This window comes from Enterobacter hormaechei subsp. hoffmannii (assembly GCF_001729745.1).
Lineage (GTDB): Bacteria > Pseudomonadota > Gammaproteobacteria > Enterobacterales > Enterobacteriaceae > Enterobacter > Enterobacter intestinihominis.
The window spans coordinates 745,819-763,602 of record NZ_CP017186.1 but is presented as its reverse complement, the minus strand read 5'-3'; the positions used below and the strand labels follow the sequence as shown (position 1 = coordinate 763,602).

Annotated in this window: 18 protein-coding genes; 8 read left to right on the top strand and 10 right to left on the bottom strand. The window is 55.4% G+C overall.

The genetic code is table 11. The annotated features are described in order from the left end of the window. The first annotated feature begins 6 nt into the window (after window positions 1-6). The gene (locus BFV65_RS03565) at window positions 7-957 is read left to right on the top strand and encodes a glycoside hydrolase family 43 protein (RefSeq protein WP_038415349.1); all 951 of its coding nucleotides are present in this window, start codon (window positions 7-9) and stop codon (window positions 955-957) included. An 18-nt stretch (window positions 958-975) separates the two neighbouring features. On the opposite strand, the gene ampE is transcribed toward BFV65_RS03565, so the two are convergent. Together ampE and ampD are read right to left on the bottom strand one after the other, a co-directional pair. Then, a complete protein-coding gene (gene ampE, locus BFV65_RS03560) occupies window positions 976-1,830 on the bottom strand; it encodes a beta-lactamase regulator AmpE (protein ID WP_023299333.1) in 855 nt (284 codons plus the stop codon). Then, window positions 1,827-2,390 carry a 1,6-anhydro-N-acetylmuramyl-L-alanine amidase AmpD gene (ampD, locus tag BFV65_RS03555; RefSeq protein ID WP_022647059.1) on the bottom strand — a complete coding sequence of 188 codons (564 nt, stop codon included), beginning with the start codon at window positions 2,388-2,390 and terminating at the stop codon, window positions 1,827-1,829. The genes ampE and ampD overlap by 4 nt, the downstream gene beginning before the upstream one ends. A gap of 87 nt (window positions 2,391-2,477) precedes the next feature. Here ampD and nadC point away from each other — a divergent pair, with 87 nt between their 5' ends. The 4 genes from nadC (at window position 2,478) to hofC (ending at window position 6,549) form a co-directional block, all read left to right on the top strand. Then, the gene (nadC, locus tag BFV65_RS03550; RefSeq protein ID WP_063148363.1) at window positions 2,478-3,371 is read left to right on the top strand and encodes a carboxylating nicotinate-nucleotide diphosphorylase; all 894 of its coding nucleotides are present in this window, start codon (window positions 2,478-2,480) and stop codon (window positions 3,369-3,371) included. 174 nt (window positions 3,372-3,545) lie between these two features. After that, window positions 3,546-3,983 (top strand): prepilin peptidase-dependent pilin, encoded by a 438-nt coding sequence (gene ppdD / locus BFV65_RS03545; protein ID WP_023299332.1) that lies wholly within the window; start codon window positions 3,546-3,548, stop codon window positions 3,981-3,983. 12 nt (window positions 3,984-3,995) lie between these two features. After that, a complete protein-coding gene (gene gspE, locus BFV65_RS03540; protein ID WP_022647056.1) occupies window positions 3,996-5,375 on the top strand; it encodes a type II secretion system protein GspE in 1,380 nt (459 codons plus the stop codon). After that, a complete protein-coding gene (gene hofC / locus BFV65_RS03535; RefSeq protein ID WP_069596238.1) occupies window positions 5,365-6,549 on the top strand; it encodes a protein transport protein HofC in 1,185 nt (394 codons plus the stop codon). The genes gspE and hofC overlap by 11 nt, the downstream gene beginning before the upstream one ends. 33 nt (window positions 6,550-6,582) lie before the next feature. Here the strand turns inward: hofC and BFV65_RS03530 are convergent, their stop codons facing one another. Continuing rightward, window positions 6,583-7,626, bottom strand: a complete 1,044-nt coding sequence (locus tag BFV65_RS03530; RefSeq protein WP_022647054.1) for a GMP reductase — start codon at window positions 7,624-7,626, stop codon at window positions 6,583-6,585. 228 nt (window positions 7,627-7,854) lie between these two features. Here BFV65_RS03530 and coaE point away from each other — a divergent pair, with 228 nt between their 5' ends. The 3 genes from coaE to yacG are packed head-to-tail and all read left to right on the top strand — an operon-like array spanning window position 7,855 to window position 9,422. After that, the gene (coaE, locus tag BFV65_RS03525) at window positions 7,855-8,475 is read left to right on the top strand and encodes a dephospho-CoA kinase (RefSeq protein WP_046619909.1); all 621 of its coding nucleotides are present in this window, start codon (window positions 7,855-7,857) and stop codon (window positions 8,473-8,475) included. After that, window positions 8,475-9,218, top strand: a complete 744-nt coding sequence (gene zapD / locus BFV65_RS03520) for a cell division protein ZapD (RefSeq protein ID WP_022647052.1) — start codon at window positions 8,475-8,477, stop codon at window positions 9,216-9,218. The genes coaE and zapD overlap by 1 nt, the downstream gene beginning before the upstream one ends. Window positions 9,219-9,227: 9 nt before the next feature. Beyond that, complete coding sequence (yacG, locus tag BFV65_RS03515; protein WP_003856332.1) at window positions 9,228-9,422, top strand: DNA gyrase inhibitor YacG; 195 nt, start codon at window positions 9,228-9,230, stop codon at window positions 9,420-9,422. A 34-nt stretch (window positions 9,423-9,456) separates the two neighbouring features. On the opposite strand, the gene mutT is transcribed toward yacG, so the two are convergent. The 7 genes from mutT to ftsQ form a co-directional block, all read right to left on the bottom strand. Then, window positions 9,457-9,849 (bottom strand): 8-oxo-dGTP diphosphatase MutT, encoded by a 393-nt coding sequence (gene mutT / locus BFV65_RS03510; protein ID WP_046619985.1) that lies wholly within the window; start codon window positions 9,847-9,849, stop codon window positions 9,457-9,459. Between the two features lie 57 nt (window positions 9,850-9,906). Next, a complete protein-coding gene (gene secA, locus BFV65_RS03505) occupies window positions 9,907-12,612 on the bottom strand; it encodes a preprotein translocase subunit SecA (protein ID WP_022647050.1) in 2,706 nt (901 codons plus the stop codon). A gap of 59 nt (window positions 12,613-12,671) precedes the next feature. Beyond that, the gene (secM, locus tag BFV65_RS03500) at window positions 12,672-13,175 is read right to left on the bottom strand and encodes a secA translation cis-regulator SecM (RefSeq protein WP_081330561.1); all 504 of its coding nucleotides are present in this window, start codon (window positions 13,173-13,175) and stop codon (window positions 12,672-12,674) included. A 280-nt stretch (window positions 13,176-13,455) separates the two neighbouring features. Beyond that, window positions 13,456-14,373, bottom strand: a complete 918-nt coding sequence (gene lpxC, locus BFV65_RS03495; RefSeq protein WP_003856337.1) for a UDP-3-O-acyl-N-acetylglucosamine deacetylase — start codon at window positions 14,371-14,373, stop codon at window positions 13,456-13,458. Window positions 14,374-14,474: 101 nt separating this feature from the next. Beyond that, window positions 14,475-15,626, bottom strand: coding sequence for a cell division protein FtsZ (gene ftsZ, locus BFV65_RS03490; protein WP_022647048.1), 1,152 nt, complete (start codon window positions 15,624-15,626; stop codon window positions 14,475-14,477). Window positions 15,627-15,688: 62 nt separating this feature from the next. Further along, window positions 15,689-16,945 (bottom strand): cell division protein FtsA, encoded by a 1,257-nt coding sequence (gene ftsA / locus BFV65_RS03485; RefSeq protein WP_003856340.1) that lies wholly within the window; start codon window positions 16,943-16,945, stop codon window positions 15,689-15,691. Next, window positions 16,942-17,784: a cell division protein FtsQ gene (ftsQ, locus tag BFV65_RS03480; RefSeq protein WP_003856342.1), complete on the bottom strand. Its 843-nt coding sequence runs from the start codon at window positions 17,782-17,784 to the stop codon at window positions 16,942-16,944. The genes ftsA and ftsQ overlap by 4 nt, the downstream gene beginning before the upstream one ends.

Genomic DNA, 17,784 nt, shown 5'->3' with positions numbered 1-17,784 from the left:
AGCCGAATGCAAACCTGGCCAAACCCGTTTATTGAACAACGCGCCGACCCGTATATCCTGCGTCACGATGGGCAATATTACTTTATCGCCTCCGTGCCGGAGTATGACCGGCTGGCGATCCGCCGCGCGGACTCGCTGGAAGATTTAGGCAATGCCGAAGAGGTGGTTGTCTGGCGCAAGCCCGACACCGGCCCGATGAGCCAGCTGATCTGGGCACCGGAACTGCATCATATCGACGGCAAGTGGTACATCTACTTTGCCGCCACACATACCCAGGCGCTCGACGAACTCGGGATGTTCCAGCATCGCATGTTCGCCATTGAATGCGCAGATCGCGATCCGCTCACCGGTACATGGGTGGAAAAAGGGCAAATCAAAACCCCGTTTGACACCTTCGCGCTGGATGCCACTACCTTTGTGCATCAGGGCAAACGCTGGTATCTGTGGGCGCAAAAAGCCCCGGACATTTCCGGTAACTCCAATCTTTACCTGTGTGAAATGGAAAATCCGTGGACGCTGAAAGGCGAGCCGGTGATGCTCAGTAAACCGGAATATGACTGGGAGTGCCGCGGATTCTGGGTCAACGAAGGCCCGGCGGTGCTGTTCCATGGCGATAAGCTATTTATCAGCTATTCCGCCAGCGCCACCGACGAGAATTACTGCATGGGATTACTGTGGATAGACGTAGATGCCGATCCGCAAAACCCGGCTAACTGGCATAAATCCCCGCGCCCGGTGTTCGTCACCAGCTACGAAAACCGTCAGTATGGACCAGGCCATAACAGCTTTACGCAGACGCCGGAAGGCGACGATGTGCTGGTCTACCACGCGCGAAACTACACTGAAATTGAAGGCGATCCGCTTTACGATCCGAATCGCCACACTCGCCTGAAGCTCGTCCGCTGGGACGACAACGGGATGCCTGATTTCGGCATCCCGCCTGCGGATACGCTGTAACGGCTTCGGCGCGCTGGGTCAGACCAGCGTGCCGTAAATCGTCAGCAACGCCACAATCACCACCACCACAAACGACGTTTTTTTCGCCATCGAGACGGCAGCTTTAGGCGTTTCGACTTTGTTCGTGTGCGGCTCGCGAGCCAGCGAGAATTGAGCCAGTCGGGTTAAGACCTGATACTGCGCGGTATGGCGGTCTGCAAGGGAGGCAAACCACGCTGGCAACGCCTTTTCACCGTGACCGATGAGGGCATAGACCACGCCGACCAGTCGCACCGGAAGCCAGTCGAGCACGTGCAGAATGGCATCAATGCCGGACTGGAGACGTTCATGCGGCGTAAGGTAGCGGGCAAGCCAGGTCTGCCAGGCGCGCAGAAAAGCATAGCCCATCAGCAGTACCGGTCCCCATGGACCGCCCACCACAAACCAGAACAGCGGCGCCAGGTAGTAACGGAAGTTAATCCACAGCAGCGCGTTTTGTAGCTCGCGCAGAAATTCGCGTTCATCGCAGTCCGGCGGTACGCCGTGGATCATCGTCAGCTCGCTCGCCATCGCGCCGCGCGCGTGGACATCATCCCGGGAAGCAGCTTTCAGATACGCGTGATAGTGCAAACGCACCTTGCCCGCGCCAATACACAACACGCCCAGCAGTATCCATACCACCAGCAGCGGCACGTTGAAAAAGAGGCCGTAAAGTGAGCGTAGCAACAGGAACGTAATCACCATCACACCTGCCGTCATAAGCAGCGTGCGTAGCATGGAAAAATGCCTGATCCGGCGGAATAACACTTCCAGCCGATGATCCAGATGCCAGTGCTCGCCGAGCTTAAACAGGCGTTCGGCGATCATAACCAGCAGCATGGTAAACAACGTCATGTTATCTCCTTATCTGACGACGTGGTAAGCATGGCGTGAAACCGGGACCAGTCAAACGCCGGGCCGGGGTCGGTTTTTCTTTCGGGGGCGATGTCGCTGTGCCCCGTAATATTGTCTGCAATGGCGGGATAAAGCCCCACTAAAGTTTGCGTCACAGCAACCAGTTTCTGATATTGCGCATCGGTGTAAGGCGTGGTGTCCGTTCCTTCCAGTTCAATTCCAATGGAGAAATCATTGCACCGCTCGCGCCCCTGATACATCGACACGCCGGCATGCCAGGCTCGCTTATCAAAAGGAACATACTGAACCACTTCGCCATCACGGCGGATCAGGCAGTGCGCCGATACGCGCAAATGCGCAATCTCAGCAAAGTAAGGATGAGCATCGGGATCTATCGTTCCTGTGAATAACGCGTCGATCCACGGACCGCCAAACTCACCTGGCGGGAGACTTATGTTGTGAACCACCAGCAGTGTGGGCTTTTCATCCTCCGGGCGGCAATCGTGGTGCGGCGACGGTACATGTCGCGCGTCCACCAGCCATCCGTTTTCTAACAACATGCTGGAACTCCTTATCTATGGTGCTGTTACTCGGTTCAGAGTAGCATGTTTCAATATTATGATTCGTTACCAATTTGGAGTTTTATCATGCCGCCTCGCCGCTATAACCCCGACCACCGACGTGACGCGCTTCTGGAACGTATTAATAGTGATATCCCGGCAAGCGTTGCCCATGCCCTGAGAGAAGACCTCGGCGGTGACGTCAGCGCCGATAACGATATTACCGCCCAATTGTTGTCAAAAGAGACACGGTCGCACGCGGTAGTCATCACCCGCGAAGCGGGGGTTTTCTGCGGCAAACGCTGGGTTGAGGAGGTCTTTACCCAGCTGGCGGGCGACGAGGTGCAGGTAACATGGCACGTTGAGGACGGTGATGCGGTCACGGCAAATCAGCCACTGTTCGAGCTGGACGGCCCGTCCCGCGTCTTGCTGACCGGTGAACGCACCGCGCTCAATTTTGTGCAAACGCTCTCTGGCGTTGCCAGTGAAGTACGCCGCTACGTTGACCTGCTGGCAGGCACCCGCACGCAGCTGCTGGATACCCGTAAAACCCTGCCGGGCCTGCGCACCGCGCTGAAATACGCCGTGCTCTGCGGCGGTGGCGCCAACCATCGTCTGGGGCTATCCGATGCCTTCCTGATCAAAGAGAACCACATTATTGCCTCTGGCTCGGTACGTCAGGCCGTGGAAAAAGCCTTCTGGCTGCATCCGGATGTGCCGGTCGAAGTGGAAGTGGAAACGCTGGATGAGCTGGACGAGGCCATTAAAGCGGGGGCTGACATCATCATGCTCGATAACTTCGACACGGAGCAGATGCGTGAAGCGGTCAAACGCACAAACGGCCAGGCGCAGCTTGAGGTGTCCGGCAACGTGACGTTCGACACCCTCCGCGAATTTGCTGAAACCGGCGTCGATTATATCTCCGTTGGCGCCCTGACCAAGCACGTACGTGCCCTGGACCTCTCGATGCGCTTCAAATAACTGATCTTCCCCTCTCCGCCCGGAGAGGGGAAATACGAAACCGCTCGCAATTACGCTGTCCTTCTCTGCAACACTGAATCATTTCCCTGAAAGCCCTTTCACGTTCGCGCTTTTGCCCCTCGTTTCTGCGCGCCGACACTGCCACAGTAGCGCCACTTAACGTAAGGAGCAGATATGAACAGACAACAAGGATTTACCCTGATTGAGCTAATGGTGGTCATTGGCATTATTGCCATCCTGAGCGCGATTGGCATCCCGGCCTATCAGAACTACCTGCGAAAAGCAGCGCTCACCGATATGCTGCAAACGTTCATCCCCTACCGCACCGCTATTGAGCTTTGCGCCCTGGATCGTGGTGGTGTGGATCGCTGCGACGCAGGAACCAATGGCATCCCCTCCCCGACAACCACGCGTTACGTTTCAGCGATGAGCGTGGCGAAGGGGGTCGTATCGTTAACAGGACAGGAGAGTCTTAACGGACTTGAAGTACTCATGACACCGATCTGGAGCGACGGTAACGGTATGACGGGCTGGACGCGTGCCTGCAACATTGCGTCCGACACGGCGCTCAGACAAGCCTGTGAAGATGTTTTCCGCTTCGACAACAACTGACAGGAGTCGACAATGAATACCGAACAGCTTATGACGCTCTGTCAGCGCCATCACGCACTGCTACTCGCAAGCGACACCGAGATGATCAGCATTGCGGTGGTGGGTAATCCTGCCTCTGAGCTGATGGAAGCGTTACGCTTCGCCACACAGAAACGTATTGATATTGAGTGCTGGACGGCCGAACGGATGGAAAAACGGCTTCAGTCCCTCTCATCATCACACCTGCCGGGAATAGTGCCAAACTCAGCCGCTGACGTGCTCAGTACAACGTTGCAGCAGGCAGTGAACCAGCGGGCTTCTGACATCCATATTGAACCGACGGAGCACGGCTACCAGATCCGTTTGCGAATCGACGGTGTGCTCTACCCGCAACCGCCGGTTTCCGCCGCCCTCGGTACGACGCTTGCCGCACGCCTGAAGGTGCTGGGCCAACTGGATATTGCGGAGCGCCGCCTGCCGCAGGACGGTCAGTTTACAGTGGAGCTGGCAAGCGTCCCCGTCTCTTTTCGTATCGCAACCCTTCCCTGTAGCGGTGGAGAAAAAATCGTGCTTCGTCTGCTTCACCAGGTGCAGCAGGCACTGGAGCTTGAACTGCTGGGGATGAGTGCAGACCAGCAGGCCCGTTTTGCCGGGGCGCTTAACAGCCCTCAGGGGTTGATTCTGGTCACCGGCCCGACCGGTAGCGGGAAAACGGTGACGCTGTACAGCGCGTTACAGGCGCGAAATACCCCTGACGTTAATATTTGCAGCGTGGAAGATCCCGTTGAAATCCCGCTTGCAGGCTTAAACCAGACGCAGATTAATCCGCGCGCGGGGCTGACCTTCCAGAGCGTGCTGCGTGCCCTGCTCAGGCAGGATCCTGACATCATTATGGTGGGTGAAATTCGTGACGGCGAAACGGCAGAAATTGCCATTAAGGCGGCGCAAACCGGGCATCTGGTGCTGTCCACCCTCCATACTAATTCGACGACTGAAACACTGGTACGGCTGCAACAGATGGGCGTCGCGCGCTGGATGATCTCTTCGGCGCTCTCGATGGTGATTGCCCAGCGGCTGGTGCGTCGTTTATGCCCGTACTGCCGACAGGAAGCCAGCCGCCACACCGAATTACCTCGCACGCTGTGGCCCCGGCCGCTTCCTCGCTGGCAACCCACCGGTTGCGAGCGCTGCTACCACGGTTTTTATGGTCGCGTAGCCATTTTTGAAGTGCTCGTCATCGACGACACGCTGCGGCAGGCCATCGCCAGCGGAGCAAGCACGGAGGTGATTGGGTCCAGCGCACGTCAGGCGGGAATGACATCTTTGTTTGAGCATGGCTGCATGGCCGTGGAGCAAGGGCTGACCACGCTCGAAGAGCTGTTGCGCGTCCTGGGAATGCCCGATGGCTGCTAATTCGCTCTGGCGCTGGCGTGCCCTGACCACCGAGGGGGAGGTGCAAACCGGCACCCTCTGGGCCATCGACCGTAACGCAGCTTACACGGCTCTGGTGCTTAAACAGCTGCACCCGCTGGCGCTAAAACGCTGCCAGCAGCGACACCGATGGCAGGTGCAACACTGCTACGATATTTTTCGCCAGCTCGCCACGCTGCTACAGGCCGGACTCACGCTGTCCCAAAGCCTGCACATGCTGGCGGAACAGCATCCTTTGAAGCACTGGCAGGCGCTGCTGCACAGTCTTGCTGATGACCTGAGCGAAGGTTGCGCCCTGTCAGAGGCCATGAAGAAATGGCCAGAGGTGTTTAGCCCCCTTTATGTCTCGATGGTGAAGACGGGTGAGCTGACGGGTAAGCTCGAAGCCTGCTGCCGTCAGCTTGCGCTGCAGCAAAAATCCCAGCAGCAGCTCAGTGCAAAGGTGAAGAAAGCGCTGCGCTATCCGCTGATCATCCTGACGCTGGCCGTTTTCGTGGTGCTGGCGATGGTCACGCTGGTGTTGCCTGAGTTTGCTGCAATCTACAAAACGTTCAACACCCCGCTCCCTTTGCTCACGCAGGCAGTCATGGGGCTGGCGGCCCTGGTTCAGGCGCATATGCTCACCCTTTTGGCCCTGATCGTGGCAATGGTTGTCATCGCCTGTAAGCTGCGGCGGCATCCGCGCTGGCAGTACGTCCTGTTACATGTACCGGTGATGGGCACGCTGATGCGTGGGCAAAAACTGGGGCAAATTTTTACCGTGCTGTCATTAACCCAGCAGGCTGGAATTGCTTTTTTACAAGGAGTGGAGAGTGTGGAGGAGACCGTTGAGAGTGGCTATTGGCAGGAGAAACTCCGTGAGATACGCAGCGATATCGAACAGGGGATGCCCGTGTGGTCCTCCTTCCAGAAGGCCTCTGTTTTTACACCACTGTGTATTCAGCTCATTCGCACCGGAGAAGTGTCGGGTTCACTGGATGTGATGCTGATGAATCTGGCCCGCCATCATACGGAACAGACATTCCAGCAGGCAGACAATCTGGCGGCGCTTCTTGAGCCTTTGCTACTGGTCGTGACAGGTCTGTTTATTGGCACGCTGGTGGTGGCGATGTATCTGCCAATTTTCCATCTGGGGGATGCAATGAGCGCGGGGTAATGCTGGCGCACGGACGCGCGCCAGCCGTAGCCGTCAGAGGCTATTAAATACGCGGTTTTCCTGCTCCTGAACGCGGATAAACGTCGTGCGTTTCGTCAGCTCTTTCAGGCGGGAAGCCCCAACGTAGGTGCAGGCAGAACGCAGACCGCCGAGGATATCGCGCGCCGTGTTTTCGACCGGGCCACGCAGTGGCAGCTTAACGGTTTTGCCTTCCGCCGCACGGTATTTCGCGACACCACCCACGTGACGGGTCATCGCAGATTCAGAGCTCATTCCGTAGAACAGCATGAATTTCTCACCGTTCTCTTCCACCACGGTACCACCGCTCTCTTCGTGGCCGGCCAGCATGCCACCGAGCATCACGAAGTCCGCGCCGCCGCCGAAGGCTTTCGCCACATCGCCTGGCATGGTGCAGCCACCGTCGCTGATGATCTGGCCGCCCAGACCGTGCGCGGCGTCAGCGCATTCAATTACCGCAGACAGCTGCGGATAACCCACACCGGTTTTCACGCGCGTGGTGCAAACGGAGCCCGGGCCAATGCCCACTTTCACAATGTCGGCCCCGGAGAGGATCAGCTCTTCACACATTTCACCGGTCACCACGTTGCCCGCGATGATGGTTTTGGTTGGCCAGGCTTCACGCGCCTTGCTGACGAACTGGACGAAATGCTCGGAATAACCATTTGCCACGTCAATGCAGACAAAATTCAGCGCCGGATTGGCGTTCAGGATCTGTTTGGTTTTCTCGAAATCTGCATCAGACGTACCGGTCGAGACCATCACATGCTTCACCACGTCAGCCGAGGCGGAGGCGACAAACGCATTCCACTCCTCAGGGCTGTAGTGTTTATGTACCGCAGTAAGGATGTCGAATTGCGCCAGCGCGGTCGCCATCTCGAAGGTCCCGACGGTGTCCATGTTGGCCGCGATAATCGGCACGCCAGACCACGTCTGACCGGAATGCTTAAAGGTGAATTGACGTTCGAGTTCAACGTCTGAGCGACTTTTCAGTGTAGAGCGTTTAGGGCGGATAAGAACGTCTTTGAAACCTAACTTCAGATCTTCTTCGATACGCATGTGCGGATTCCTGGGGTTAGAGGCAAATATATTAAAAGCACAACTCCAGTGACGCTATCATACGCACTAATACCTGCTCCGCAAGACTGCGAAATTCTCTTTTTTTACGCTACAATCCTATAAATTTACCTGGTAAAAAGCGGGTAAAGAGAGCTAAACATTGGCTGTTGTAAGTTTGAATTTTAAGCAACTGATTTTAAAACTGAATAATTCCCAGGATCTGATTTAATGGGGTATATCGTCGCATTAACCGGCGGCATCGGTAGTGGTAAAAGCACCGTTGCGCACGCGTTTGCTCGTCTCGGCATCACGATTATCGACGCCGATATCATTGCCCGTCAGGTGGTAGAACCCAATACACCCGCCTTAAACGCCATCGAAGCGCATTTTGGTCGCCGTGTGATACAGGCTGACGGCACCCTGAATCGTCGGCAGCTGCGTGAGTGCATATTTTCCGATCCGGCGGAAAAAGCCTGGCTTAATGCCCTGCTCCACCCCATTATCCACCATGAAACTCAGCGTCAGATTGCCGCAGCCAGTTCGCCCTATGTGTTGTGGGTGATCCCGTTACTGGTGGAAAATCAGCTTCAAAATAAAGCAGACAGAACGCTGGTGATTGACGTTTCCCGCGAAACGCAAATCCAGAGAACCATGGCGCGTGACCATGTTTCACGCGAGCATGCTGAACAAATTCTTGCCGCACAGGCCACGCGCGAAGCGCGCCTCGCCATTGCGGATGATGTTATTGATAATAACGGCGCACCAGATGCCATTGCATCGGATGTTGCTCGTCTGCACGCGCAGTATCTGACCTTCGCCGCGCAGGCCGTTGCACAGGAAAAACCATAATGTCGACTCATATCCTTTTTGAGCATCCGCTTAACGAAAAAATGCGTACCTGGCTACGCATAGAATTTCTTATTCAACAACTTTCACAACATCTGCCCGTCAACGATCATGCCACCGCGCTGCATTTTTTCCGCAACGTGGGCGATCTGCTGGATGTGATTGAACGCGGCGATGTCCGCACTGAGCTGTTGAAAGAGCTGGAGCGCCAGCAGCGTAAATTACAGGCCTGGGCCGAAGTACCGGGCGTAGATAAAAGTCGAATTGACGCTTTACGCCAGCAGCTAAAAAACAGCAGCGCGACGCTGATGGCCGCGCCGCGCGTTGGACAATTTTTACGCGAGGACCGTCTGATTGCGCTGGTGCGTCAGCGTCTGAGCATACCGGGCGGTTGCTGTAGCTTTGACCTTCCAACGCTGCATATGTGGCTGCACATGCCGCAGGAACAGCGCGATCGCCAGGTAAACAGCTGGATGGGCAGTCTGGAGCCGATGAATCAAACGTTATCCCTGATCCTCGATCTTGTGCGTAACTCTGCCCCGTTCCGCAAGCAGACCAGTCTCAACGGTTTTTATCAGGATAACGGCGACGACGCCGATCTTCTGCGTTTGAATCTCTCTCTTGGCGAGCAGCTTTACCCGCAAATTTCCGGACATAAAAGCCGTTTCGCGATCCGCTTTATGCCGCTGGACAGTGAGCATGGCACCGTGCCGGAACGCCTCGATTTTGAACTGGCCTGTTGTTAAGGAGTGCCGATGTCTGACGTAACCACCGTAAACTGCCCAACCTGTGGGAAAACTGTCGTCTGGGGAGAAGTGAGTCCATTTCGCCCATTCTGCTGCAAACGCTGTCAACTTATTGACCTGGGCGAATGGGCGGCGGAAGAGAAACGCATTCCGAGCGAAGGCGATCTCTCGGATAGCGATGACTGGAGCGAAAACCAGCAGTAACATTTAAAGCCTGCTGGCGCTTCGCTTAGCAGGCCTACGGTTGTGCGACCAGCCGGAGGATCACAGGCTCATTGGCAGGCGGGAATTTTTCCGCATCGCTGGCCTGAAGCTCAATCCAGTTACCCGGTTGCCCCTCTTTTCCCCATGGCTCACCTTCCCAGTTTTCCACCAGCCAGAACCACAGCGTGATGTGCCTGTCCGGAAACTGGTACTCCAGCTTATCGAACAGCGTTGCGCCAAGCGGGGTGATCCCCACCTCTTCCTGAAGCTCACGCACCAGCGCCTGCTCCGGCGTTTCACCTGATTCGATTTTCCCGCCGGGGAATTCCCATTTGTTGGCCATATGCGCATCGGCGGCACGTTGGGTAATGAAGATCTGGTTTTGCGGGTTGCGAATGATCCCGACAGCAATTTGCAGTGTTTTCATCATGTCACGTCCATAAAAAAGGCGCAGATATCTGCGCCTTTTCGGTTTGTTATGTTCTTAGCTCAGACGGCCATGGCACGCCTTGTATTTTTTGCCGGAACCACATGGGCACGGATCGTTACGACCGACTTTACGATCGCCCGTCTGCGCTGCGATTGCCGCTGCGGCTTCGCTCTCATCGGTCTGATGGCTCAGCTGCTGCATCTGTGCCAGACGCTCAGCTTCTTCACGACGCTGCTGCTCCATCGCTTCCACTTCTTCCGGCATACGCACCTGAACTTTGCTCAGAGTGCTGATGACTTCATACTTCAGCGACTCCAGCATGGCAGCAAACATGGAGAAGGATTCACGCTTGTACTCCTGCTTCGGATCTTTCTGCGCATAACCACGCAGGTGGATACCCTGACGCAGGTAGTCCATTGCCGCCAGGTGCTCTTTCCACAGGGAGTCCAGGGTCTGCAACATTACGCCTTTCTCGAAGTGACGCATCATCTCAGCGCCAACCACTTCTTCCTTACGCTTATAGACGTCCAGCGCGGTTTCGTAGATACGCTCGCGCAGGGTCTCTTCGTGCAGCTCAGGCTCTTTGTCCAGCCACTCTTTGATTGGCAGTTCGAGGTCGAAGTCGTTTTTCAGACGTTCCTGCAGGCCTTCGATATCCCACATCTCTTCCAGAGACTGCGGTGGAATGTGCGCGTCGATAGTGGCTTTGAACACATCTTCGCGAATGCTGTTGATGGTTTCGCTCACGTCGGACACGTCCAGCAGTTCGTTACGCTGGGTATAGATTGCACGACGCTGGTCGTTGGCAACGTCATCATATTCCAGCAGTTGCTTACGAATATCGAAGTTGCGGCTTTCTACTTTACGCTGGGCGTTGGCAATCGCTTTGGTAACCCACGGGTGCTCGATCGCTTCGCCAGGTTTCATGCCCAGTTTACGCATCATGCCGGACACACGGTCAGAGGCAAAAATACGCATCAGCGCATCTTCCATGGACAGATAGAAGCGGGAAGAACCGGCATCACCCTGACGGCCCGCACGACCGCGCAGCTGGTTATCGATACGACGAGATTCATGACGCTCGGTACCAATGATGTGCAGACCACCGGATGCCAGCACCGCGTCGTGACGCACCTGCCAGTCGGCTTTGATCTGCGCGATTTGCTCCGGGGTTGGGTTTTCCAGCTCGGCCACTTCGGCCTGCCAGCTACCGCCGAGCATAATATCGGTACCACGACCCGCCATGTTGGTAGCGATGGTTACGGCAGCCGGGTAACCCGCCTGCGCAACGATATCTGCTTCTTTAGCGTGGAACTTGGCGTTCAGCACGTTGTGCTTGATGCCCGCCTTGGTCAGCTCGTTAGACACCACTTCAGATTTCTCGATGGAGATGGTCCCCACCAGAACCGGCTGGCCCTTCGCGGTACGATCGCGAATATCTTCGATGATCGCCTGGATTTTTTCCGCTTCGGTCATGTATACCAGGTCCGGCATATCCTTACGGATCATTGGACGGTTGGTTGGTACTACCACGGTATCCAGCTTATAGATGGAGCTAAACTCAAACGCTTCGGTATCTGCGGTACCGGTCATCCCCGCCAGCTTCTCGTACAGACGGAAGTAGTTCTGGAAGGTGATGGAGGCCAGCGTCTGGTTTTCGTTCTGAATATCCACGCCTTCTTTCGCTTCCACGGCCTGGTGCAGACCATCGGACCAGCGACGTCCCTGCATGGTACGACCGGTGTGTTCATCGACGATGATGACTTCACCGTCTTTAACGATGTAGTCAACGTCGCGGGTGAACAGGGCGTGCGCGCGCAGTGCAGCCGTTACGTGGTGCATCAGCATGATGTTGCTCGGGGAGTACAGAGACTCGCCCTCTTCCATAATGCCTTCAGCCACCAGCAGCTCTTCGATTTTCACCAGGCCGCGTTCGGTCAGGTTGACCTGACGCGCTTTTTCATCCACGGAGAAGTGACCTTCACCCTGGAAAGTATCGGAGTCTTCTTTCTCCTGACGCAGCAGGTGAGGAATGATTTTGTCGACTTTGCGGTACATCTCGGAGCTGTCTTCGGCCGGGCCGGAGATGATCAGCGGGGTACGCGCTTCATCGATCAGAATGGAGTCAACCTCATCCACCAGCGCATAGTGCAGTTTACGCTGGACGCGCTCTTCAGGGCTGAACGCCATGTTGTCACGCAGGTAGTCGAAGCCGTATTCGTTGTTGGTGCCGTAGGTGATGTCCGCGTTGTAGGCTTCACGCTTCGCAGGTGCCGGCAGGCCGGACATGTTAATGCCCACGGTCATGCCGAGGAATTCGAACAGTGGACGGTTATTTTCGGCGTCGCGTTGCGCCAGATAGTCGTTGACGGTAACAACGTGAACGCCCTTACCCGTCAGCGCATTCAGGTAAGCCGGCAGCGTTGCAGTCAGGGTTTTACCTTCACCGGTACGCATTTCCGCGATGCAGCGCTCGTTGAGCACCATCCCGCCCAGCAGCTGCACGTCGAAGTGACGCATGCCGAACACGCGTTTACTGGCCTCACGTACTACGGCAAAGGCTTCCGGGATCAGGCTTTCTAAGGTTTCGCCTTTCTCCAGACGCGCACGGAACTCCGCGGTTTTTGCTTTCAGTTCATCATCAGAGAGCTTCTCCATCGCCGGTTCCATACCGTTGATGACGTTCACAGCTTTGCGCATGCGGCGCAGGGTACGATCGTTACGACTACCAAAAACTTTGGTTAACAATTTGATTAGCATAATAAATTCTCAAACGCCCCAGTCGGGCAGATAAATTAAGGTATTGAAAAAGGGTTAATTTAGCTGAGGCGTTGAGGCCCGGCACGGATGCCGTGAACCTGGCTAATCCAGGTCGAAACAGAGAAGGATGCGGGGGAAACAAAAGCAGTTTGCGCCGTCTGACACACGGTCACAGGCGGCTGGTTGTCCTGCGTCAGAAGCGCATTGAGCGTATCGAGCAGAGCAAGGTGCTGAGCCTGGACCGGCAGCGTTTCTTCAGCAACAGGCATCGTCTGCGGCGCCATCGCGAACGACAGATGGCGAATAACCGTGCGAATCGCGTGTTGCTGCCAGTAATCAACGGAGAAATTGGGACGACGGCTGGCTTCAAGCCATGCGAGATTAGTGAAGTTAACCCGCGTGGTGAGATCGTGTTTGGTCGTCGTGGAACGTGCTGGCGTTGCCGCGTCTGCGCTGTTGCTGAGCACAGGCAAGCCGAGACTCGCCGCGACCATCCCCAATAAGAGATGCGGCCAGAAGTAACGTCTGCCAAATTGTCGCCAGCGCGTCAGTATTCCGCTCACTTGCTCCACCACGTTCGCCCGCCAGTGCAGGCTGAGTTCAGTTATTCTTTTTTAGCGCCCAGATATTACCACTAAAGCCAATACACGACAGCAGGAATGACACCTTGCAGCAGGTAAAAACGGTCATTAATGCAGCGAACACACCGTTATTTGGCACCCAACATAGGCCAAGGGTGAGAGAGACAAATCCAGAAAGGGCAGAAATAAAAACGACTGGCTTCCCTGGTCGGAGAGAGTACCAGGTGAACCAGTCGCTTTTCTTACGAAACGGCTTTAACCGTTACGCCAGGACCATAGTCGGGGCTTTGAACGCCAGCGGCAGTTCAGCTTCGTCTTCGAAGGTCACATATTCCCAGGCTTCCTGTTTTGCCAGGACGGCCTGCAACAGTTTGTTGTTCAGTGCATGACCGGATTTAAACGCGGTAAAGGCACCAATGATGTTGTGACCACACATGAAGAGGTCGCCGATCGCGTCCAGCATTTTGTGACGAACAAATTCATCTTCAAAACGCAGACCGTCTTCGTTCAGTACGCGATAATCGTCAACAACGATGGCACAATCGAAGCTGCCGCCCAGGCACAGGCCGCGGGATTGCAGATATTCGATATCACGCATAAAGCCGAAGGTACGTGCTCGGCTGATCTGACGCATGAACGCATCCGCAGAGAAGTTCATCGCATAGCGCTGGGTGCTGGAGTCAATCGCCGGATGGTTAAAATCGATGGTGAAGTCCAACGAGAAACCATTGTACGGTTTGAATTCAGCCCATTTGTCGCCATCTTCGACGCGAACGGTCTCTTTAATGCGAACAAATTTCTTCGCGCAGTTCAGTTCTTCGATGCCGGCATCCAGCAACAAATAAACGAACGGAGCAGCACTCCCGTCCATGATCGGGATTTCTGGCGCATCGACTTCAACCATAATGTTGTCGATACCCAGACCCGCCAGGGCGGCGTTCAGGTGCTCTACGGTAGAAATCCGCACGTCATGCTCGTTCACCAGACAAGTACAGAGCATAGTATCACGCACAGATTTGGCATCGGCCGGAAAATCTACCGGTGGATTCAAGTCGGTGCGACGATAGATGACCCCGGTATTGGCCGGCGCAGGGCGTAACGTCAGTGTGACTTTCTTGCCGGTATGTAAACCGACACCCGTCGCCTGAACGATACGTTTAAGTGTCCTTTGTTTGATCATCGTATAATCTCGCCAAATTAACTATCCAACCGAGAGTGTATATCACTAACGGTGGGCCAGTTTAGCACAAAGAGCGCAAATCCCCAAATTCCAGCCAATTCTTAGTCAGCTTGCTTACGCAGGAACGCCGGGATATCCAGATAATCTGGCTCTTTTGCCGTTTGTGGAGTCGGGTCGTTCACCACTTTCGCAGCCGGTTTTTGCTCCTGAGTCAGAGGCGACATACCGTGCTGCTGGTAACGATCCATCACCGGCTGCTGAGTCTGTTTGTTGGTCACGAGGGTGATCTCAGGACGCTTGTCCATACCGATACCGGTGGCCACAACAGTCACACGCAGTTCGTCGTTCATTTCCGGGTCAAGGGACGTACCGATAACAACGGTCGCGTTGTCAGAGGCGAATGCACGGATGGTGTTACCCACGGTTTCGAACTCATCCAGACGCAGGTCAAAGCCAGCGGTAATGTTGACCAGCACGCCGCGCGCGCCAGACAGATCGATATCTTCCAGCAGTGGAGAAGAGATCGCCATTTCAGCGGCTTCTTCCGCACGGTCTTCACCGCTCGCCACGCCAGAGCCCATCATCGCATAACCCATCTCGGACATCACGGTGCGAACGTCTGCAAAGTCAACGTTCATCAGGCCAGGACGGGTAATCAGTTCAGCAATACCCTGAACCGCGCCTTTCAGCACGTCGTTTGCCGCGCCAAAGGCGTCCAGCAGAGAGATACCGCGACCCAGCACTTTCAGCAGCTTGTCGTTCGGGATGGTAATCAGAGAGTCCACGTGCTTGGACAGCTCGGTGATACCCTGCTCCGCGAAAGCCATACGCTTCTTACCTTCAAAGTTGAAAGGCTTGGTCACGACAGCAACGGTCAGAATACCTAAATCTTTAGCGACTTCCGCCACAACGGGTGCTGCACCGGTACCTGTACCGCCGCCCATACCCGCTGCGATGAAGACCATGTCTGCACCGTCCAGTGCAGCGCGCAGCGCTTCACGATCTTCTTCAGCCGCGTTGCGGCCCACTTCCGGGTTAGCCCCTGCTCCCAGACCTTTGGTGATGCCACCACCGATCTGAATCGTCTGGCCAACAGCCGTTTTACGCAGCGCCTGCGCATCGGTGTTCACCGCGAAGAATTCAACACCTTCGATGCGCTCGCGCACCATGTGCTCTACGGCGTTACCGCCGCCGCCACCGACGCCGATGACTTTAATCACCGCGTCGTTGGTTAATTCCATAGGTTCAAACATAATCTCTCTCTCCGTTGTGCCTGTCGCCCGAGACCGCTAATTCTCTCCGGTCTCTTAAAAAATTAAAATTCTTTTCGCAACCAGGTGTTAAGTCGTTTGACCCACGACCCCACCGAGACGCGTTTTTCCACCTCTGCCTCACCACTTAAATGGGATTCTTTCCCGTAGTGCAGCAGGCCCACCGCCGTTGAATAGTACGGCTCCTGAGCATAATCCGTTAAACCGGTGATATTCAGCGGCGCACCAATACGCACCTGCGTATGGAACACGCGCTGAGCGCAGGCCGCAAGACCTTCAATTTGCGCTGCCCCGCCGGTTAATACAATCCCCGCTGCGAGATGATGTTTCACACCCTGCTGGCGAAGCTGTTCCTGTAACTGCAAAATCTCTTCGTTGACCAGGTTGAGCAGCTCGGTATAACGCGGCTCAATTACCTCTGCCAGCGTCTGGCGTTGCAGGCTGCGCGGCGGTCGACCGCCTACGCTCGGCACTTCAACGCTCTCGTCTTTGCCGACGATAGAGCCCAGCGCGCAACCGTGGCGCACTTTAATTGCCTCTGCATCGCTCGGTGGCGTACCAAAGGCGTAAGCGATATCGCTGGTCACCACATTCCCGGCGTACGGGATCACTTTGGTGTGGCGCAACGCACCGCCGGTATAGACAGCCATGTCCATTGTACCACCACCAATATCGACCACACAGACGCCCAGTTCACGTTCGTCTTCGGTCAGCACGGAATAGCTCGCGGCAAGTCCGGCGAAAATTAGTTGGTCAACTTTCAGGCCACAACGTTCAACGGCTTTTACAATGTTCTTCGCCATATCGTTGTGACATGTGATCAGGTGCACTTTTGCCTGCATACGTACGCCCGACAGACCGACCGGATTCTTGATACCTTCCTGGTAGTCGATCGCGTATTCTTGCGGGATCACATGCAGCACACGGTGCTCGTCGCGAACACGCACGGATTTCGCCGTGTGGACAACGTTCTCAACGTCTTCCTGCGTCACTTCTTCTTCAGAAATCGGCACCATACCGATTTCATTCTGGCAACTGATGTGCTTACCAGAAAGAGCCAGATAGACAGAGGAAATCTGGCAATCTGCCATCAATTCAGCCTGGTCGATGGCGCGCTGAACGCATTTCACCACCGACTCAAGGTCGTTTACCCCACCTTTATCCATACCACGGGAAGGGCAGCTGCCCACGCCAATGATATTGACCATACCGTCGGGCAGAACTTCCCCTACCAAAGCGGCAACCTTCGCGGTGCCAATCTCCAGTCCTACTACCAATTTTCTGTCCGTCGACTTGATCATTGTTGTTCTGCCTGTACCTGTGCCTGATTTTGTTGCTGATTAGGTTCCTCGACCGGAGCCGGCTCCCAACCGACTGCTGCGCCTGAGTCATAGCGCAAATCAACGTAGCTTATCCGTTTGCCATCCGTCTGCGCCTGCTGCTGTAAAACCGGGTAAAGTTCTACAAAACGCGCCAGACGTTTCATTGTGTCGCCGCGGCCAAGATTGAGCTTAATGCCATTCGTTAAGGTCAGCTGCCAGGAACGGCGCGCCGTCATCGCAGCATCTTTTAACGTAAAGCGATCCTTAGCCAGCACCTGCCCCATCTCACGAAAACCCTGCAATACTTCGTTTTCGCTGCCTTCCGGGCCATACAACATCGGTAAATTCTGCTTGTTGACACGATCGCTCGGGACGCTGAACGAATTTCCGTCTACGTCAACCATATGCTGATCATTCCAACGCGCAATCGGCACATATTCAACCAGATGAATCTTCAATTCATCAGGCCATTGCTTTCTGACACTCGCCTGTTTTATCCACGGCAGACGTTCAATCTGGCTCTGGATAATGTTGACGTCCTGCGTCATAAAGGTGCCAGGCGACCCCAGCGCCAGAATTGACTGGCGAATGTCATCGTTACGCGTGTAGTGACGCTCTCCGGTCACTACCAGCTTCGACAGCGGCAACCGCTGTGCGTCTTCCATCCAGCCCAGCACCATCCAGCCGCTGATAAACACGGTGCACAGCACCCCGAGCAGGAAGATAATCCCTGCAAGACGCGTTCCATTACTCCGGCGCGAAGAAGAATATTCTTCTTCGTCATCGCGGTTGCGCGTGTTCAACGCAGCCTGAGACAT

What these genes read in the sequence shown, in the direction of transcription:
- mutT (WP_046619985.1), bottom strand. Translation starts at nt 9,849, where the DNA reads ATGAAAACACTGCAAATTGCTGTCGGGATCATTCGCAACCCGCAAAAC.
- zapD (WP_022647052.1), top strand. Translation starts at nt 8,475, where the DNA reads ATGTCGACTCATATCCTTTTTGAGCATCCGCTTAACGAAAAAATGCGT.
- BFV65_RS03565 (WP_038415349.1), top strand. Translation starts at nt 7, where the DNA reads ATGCAAACCTGGCCAAACCCGTTTATTGAACAACGCGCCGACCCGTAT.
- gspE (WP_022647056.1), top strand. Translation starts at nt 3,996, where the DNA reads ATGAATACCGAACAGCTTATGACGCTCTGTCAGCGCCATCACGCACTG.
- lpxC (WP_003856337.1), bottom strand. Translation starts at nt 14,373, where the DNA reads ATGATCAAACAAAGGACACTTAAACGTATCGTTCAGGCGACGGGTGTC.
- nadC (WP_063148363.1), top strand. Translation starts at nt 2,478, where the DNA reads ATGCCGCCTCGCCGCTATAACCCCGACCACCGACGTGACGCGCTTCTG.
- ftsZ (WP_022647048.1), bottom strand. Translation starts at nt 15,626, where the DNA reads ATGTTTGAACCTATGGAATTAACCAACGACGCGGTGATTAAAGTCATC.
- hofC (WP_069596238.1), top strand. Translation starts at nt 5,365, where the DNA reads ATGGCTGCTAATTCGCTCTGGCGCTGGCGTGCCCTGACCACCGAGGGG.
- ampD (WP_022647059.1), bottom strand. Translation starts at nt 2,390, where the DNA reads ATGTTGTTAGAAAACGGATGGCTGGTGGACGCGCGACATGTACCGTCG.
- yacG (WP_003856332.1), top strand. Translation starts at nt 9,228, where the DNA reads ATGTCTGACGTAACCACCGTAAACTGCCCAACCTGTGGGAAAACTGTC.
- ftsA (WP_003856340.1), bottom strand. Translation starts at nt 16,945, where the DNA reads ATGATCAAGTCGACGGACAGAAAATTGGTAGTAGGACTGGAGATTGGC.
- ampE (WP_023299333.1), bottom strand. Translation starts at nt 1,830, where the DNA reads ATGACGTTGTTTACCATGCTGCTGGTTATGATCGCCGAACGCCTGTTT.
- BFV65_RS03530 (WP_022647054.1), bottom strand. Translation starts at nt 7,626, where the DNA reads ATGCGTATCGAAGAAGATCTGAAGTTAGGTTTCAAAGACGTTCTTATC.
- ftsQ (WP_003856342.1), bottom strand. Translation starts at nt 17,784, where the DNA reads ATGTCTCAGGCTGCGTTGAACACGCGCAACCGCGATGACGAAGAAGAA.
- ppdD (WP_023299332.1), top strand. Translation starts at nt 3,546, where the DNA reads ATGAACAGACAACAAGGATTTACCCTGATTGAGCTAATGGTGGTCATT.
- secA (WP_022647050.1), bottom strand. Translation starts at nt 12,612, where the DNA reads ATGCTAATCAAATTGTTAACCAAAGTTTTTGGTAGTCGTAACGATCGT.
- coaE (WP_046619909.1), top strand. Translation starts at nt 7,855, where the DNA reads ATGGGGTATATCGTCGCATTAACCGGCGGCATCGGTAGTGGTAAAAGC.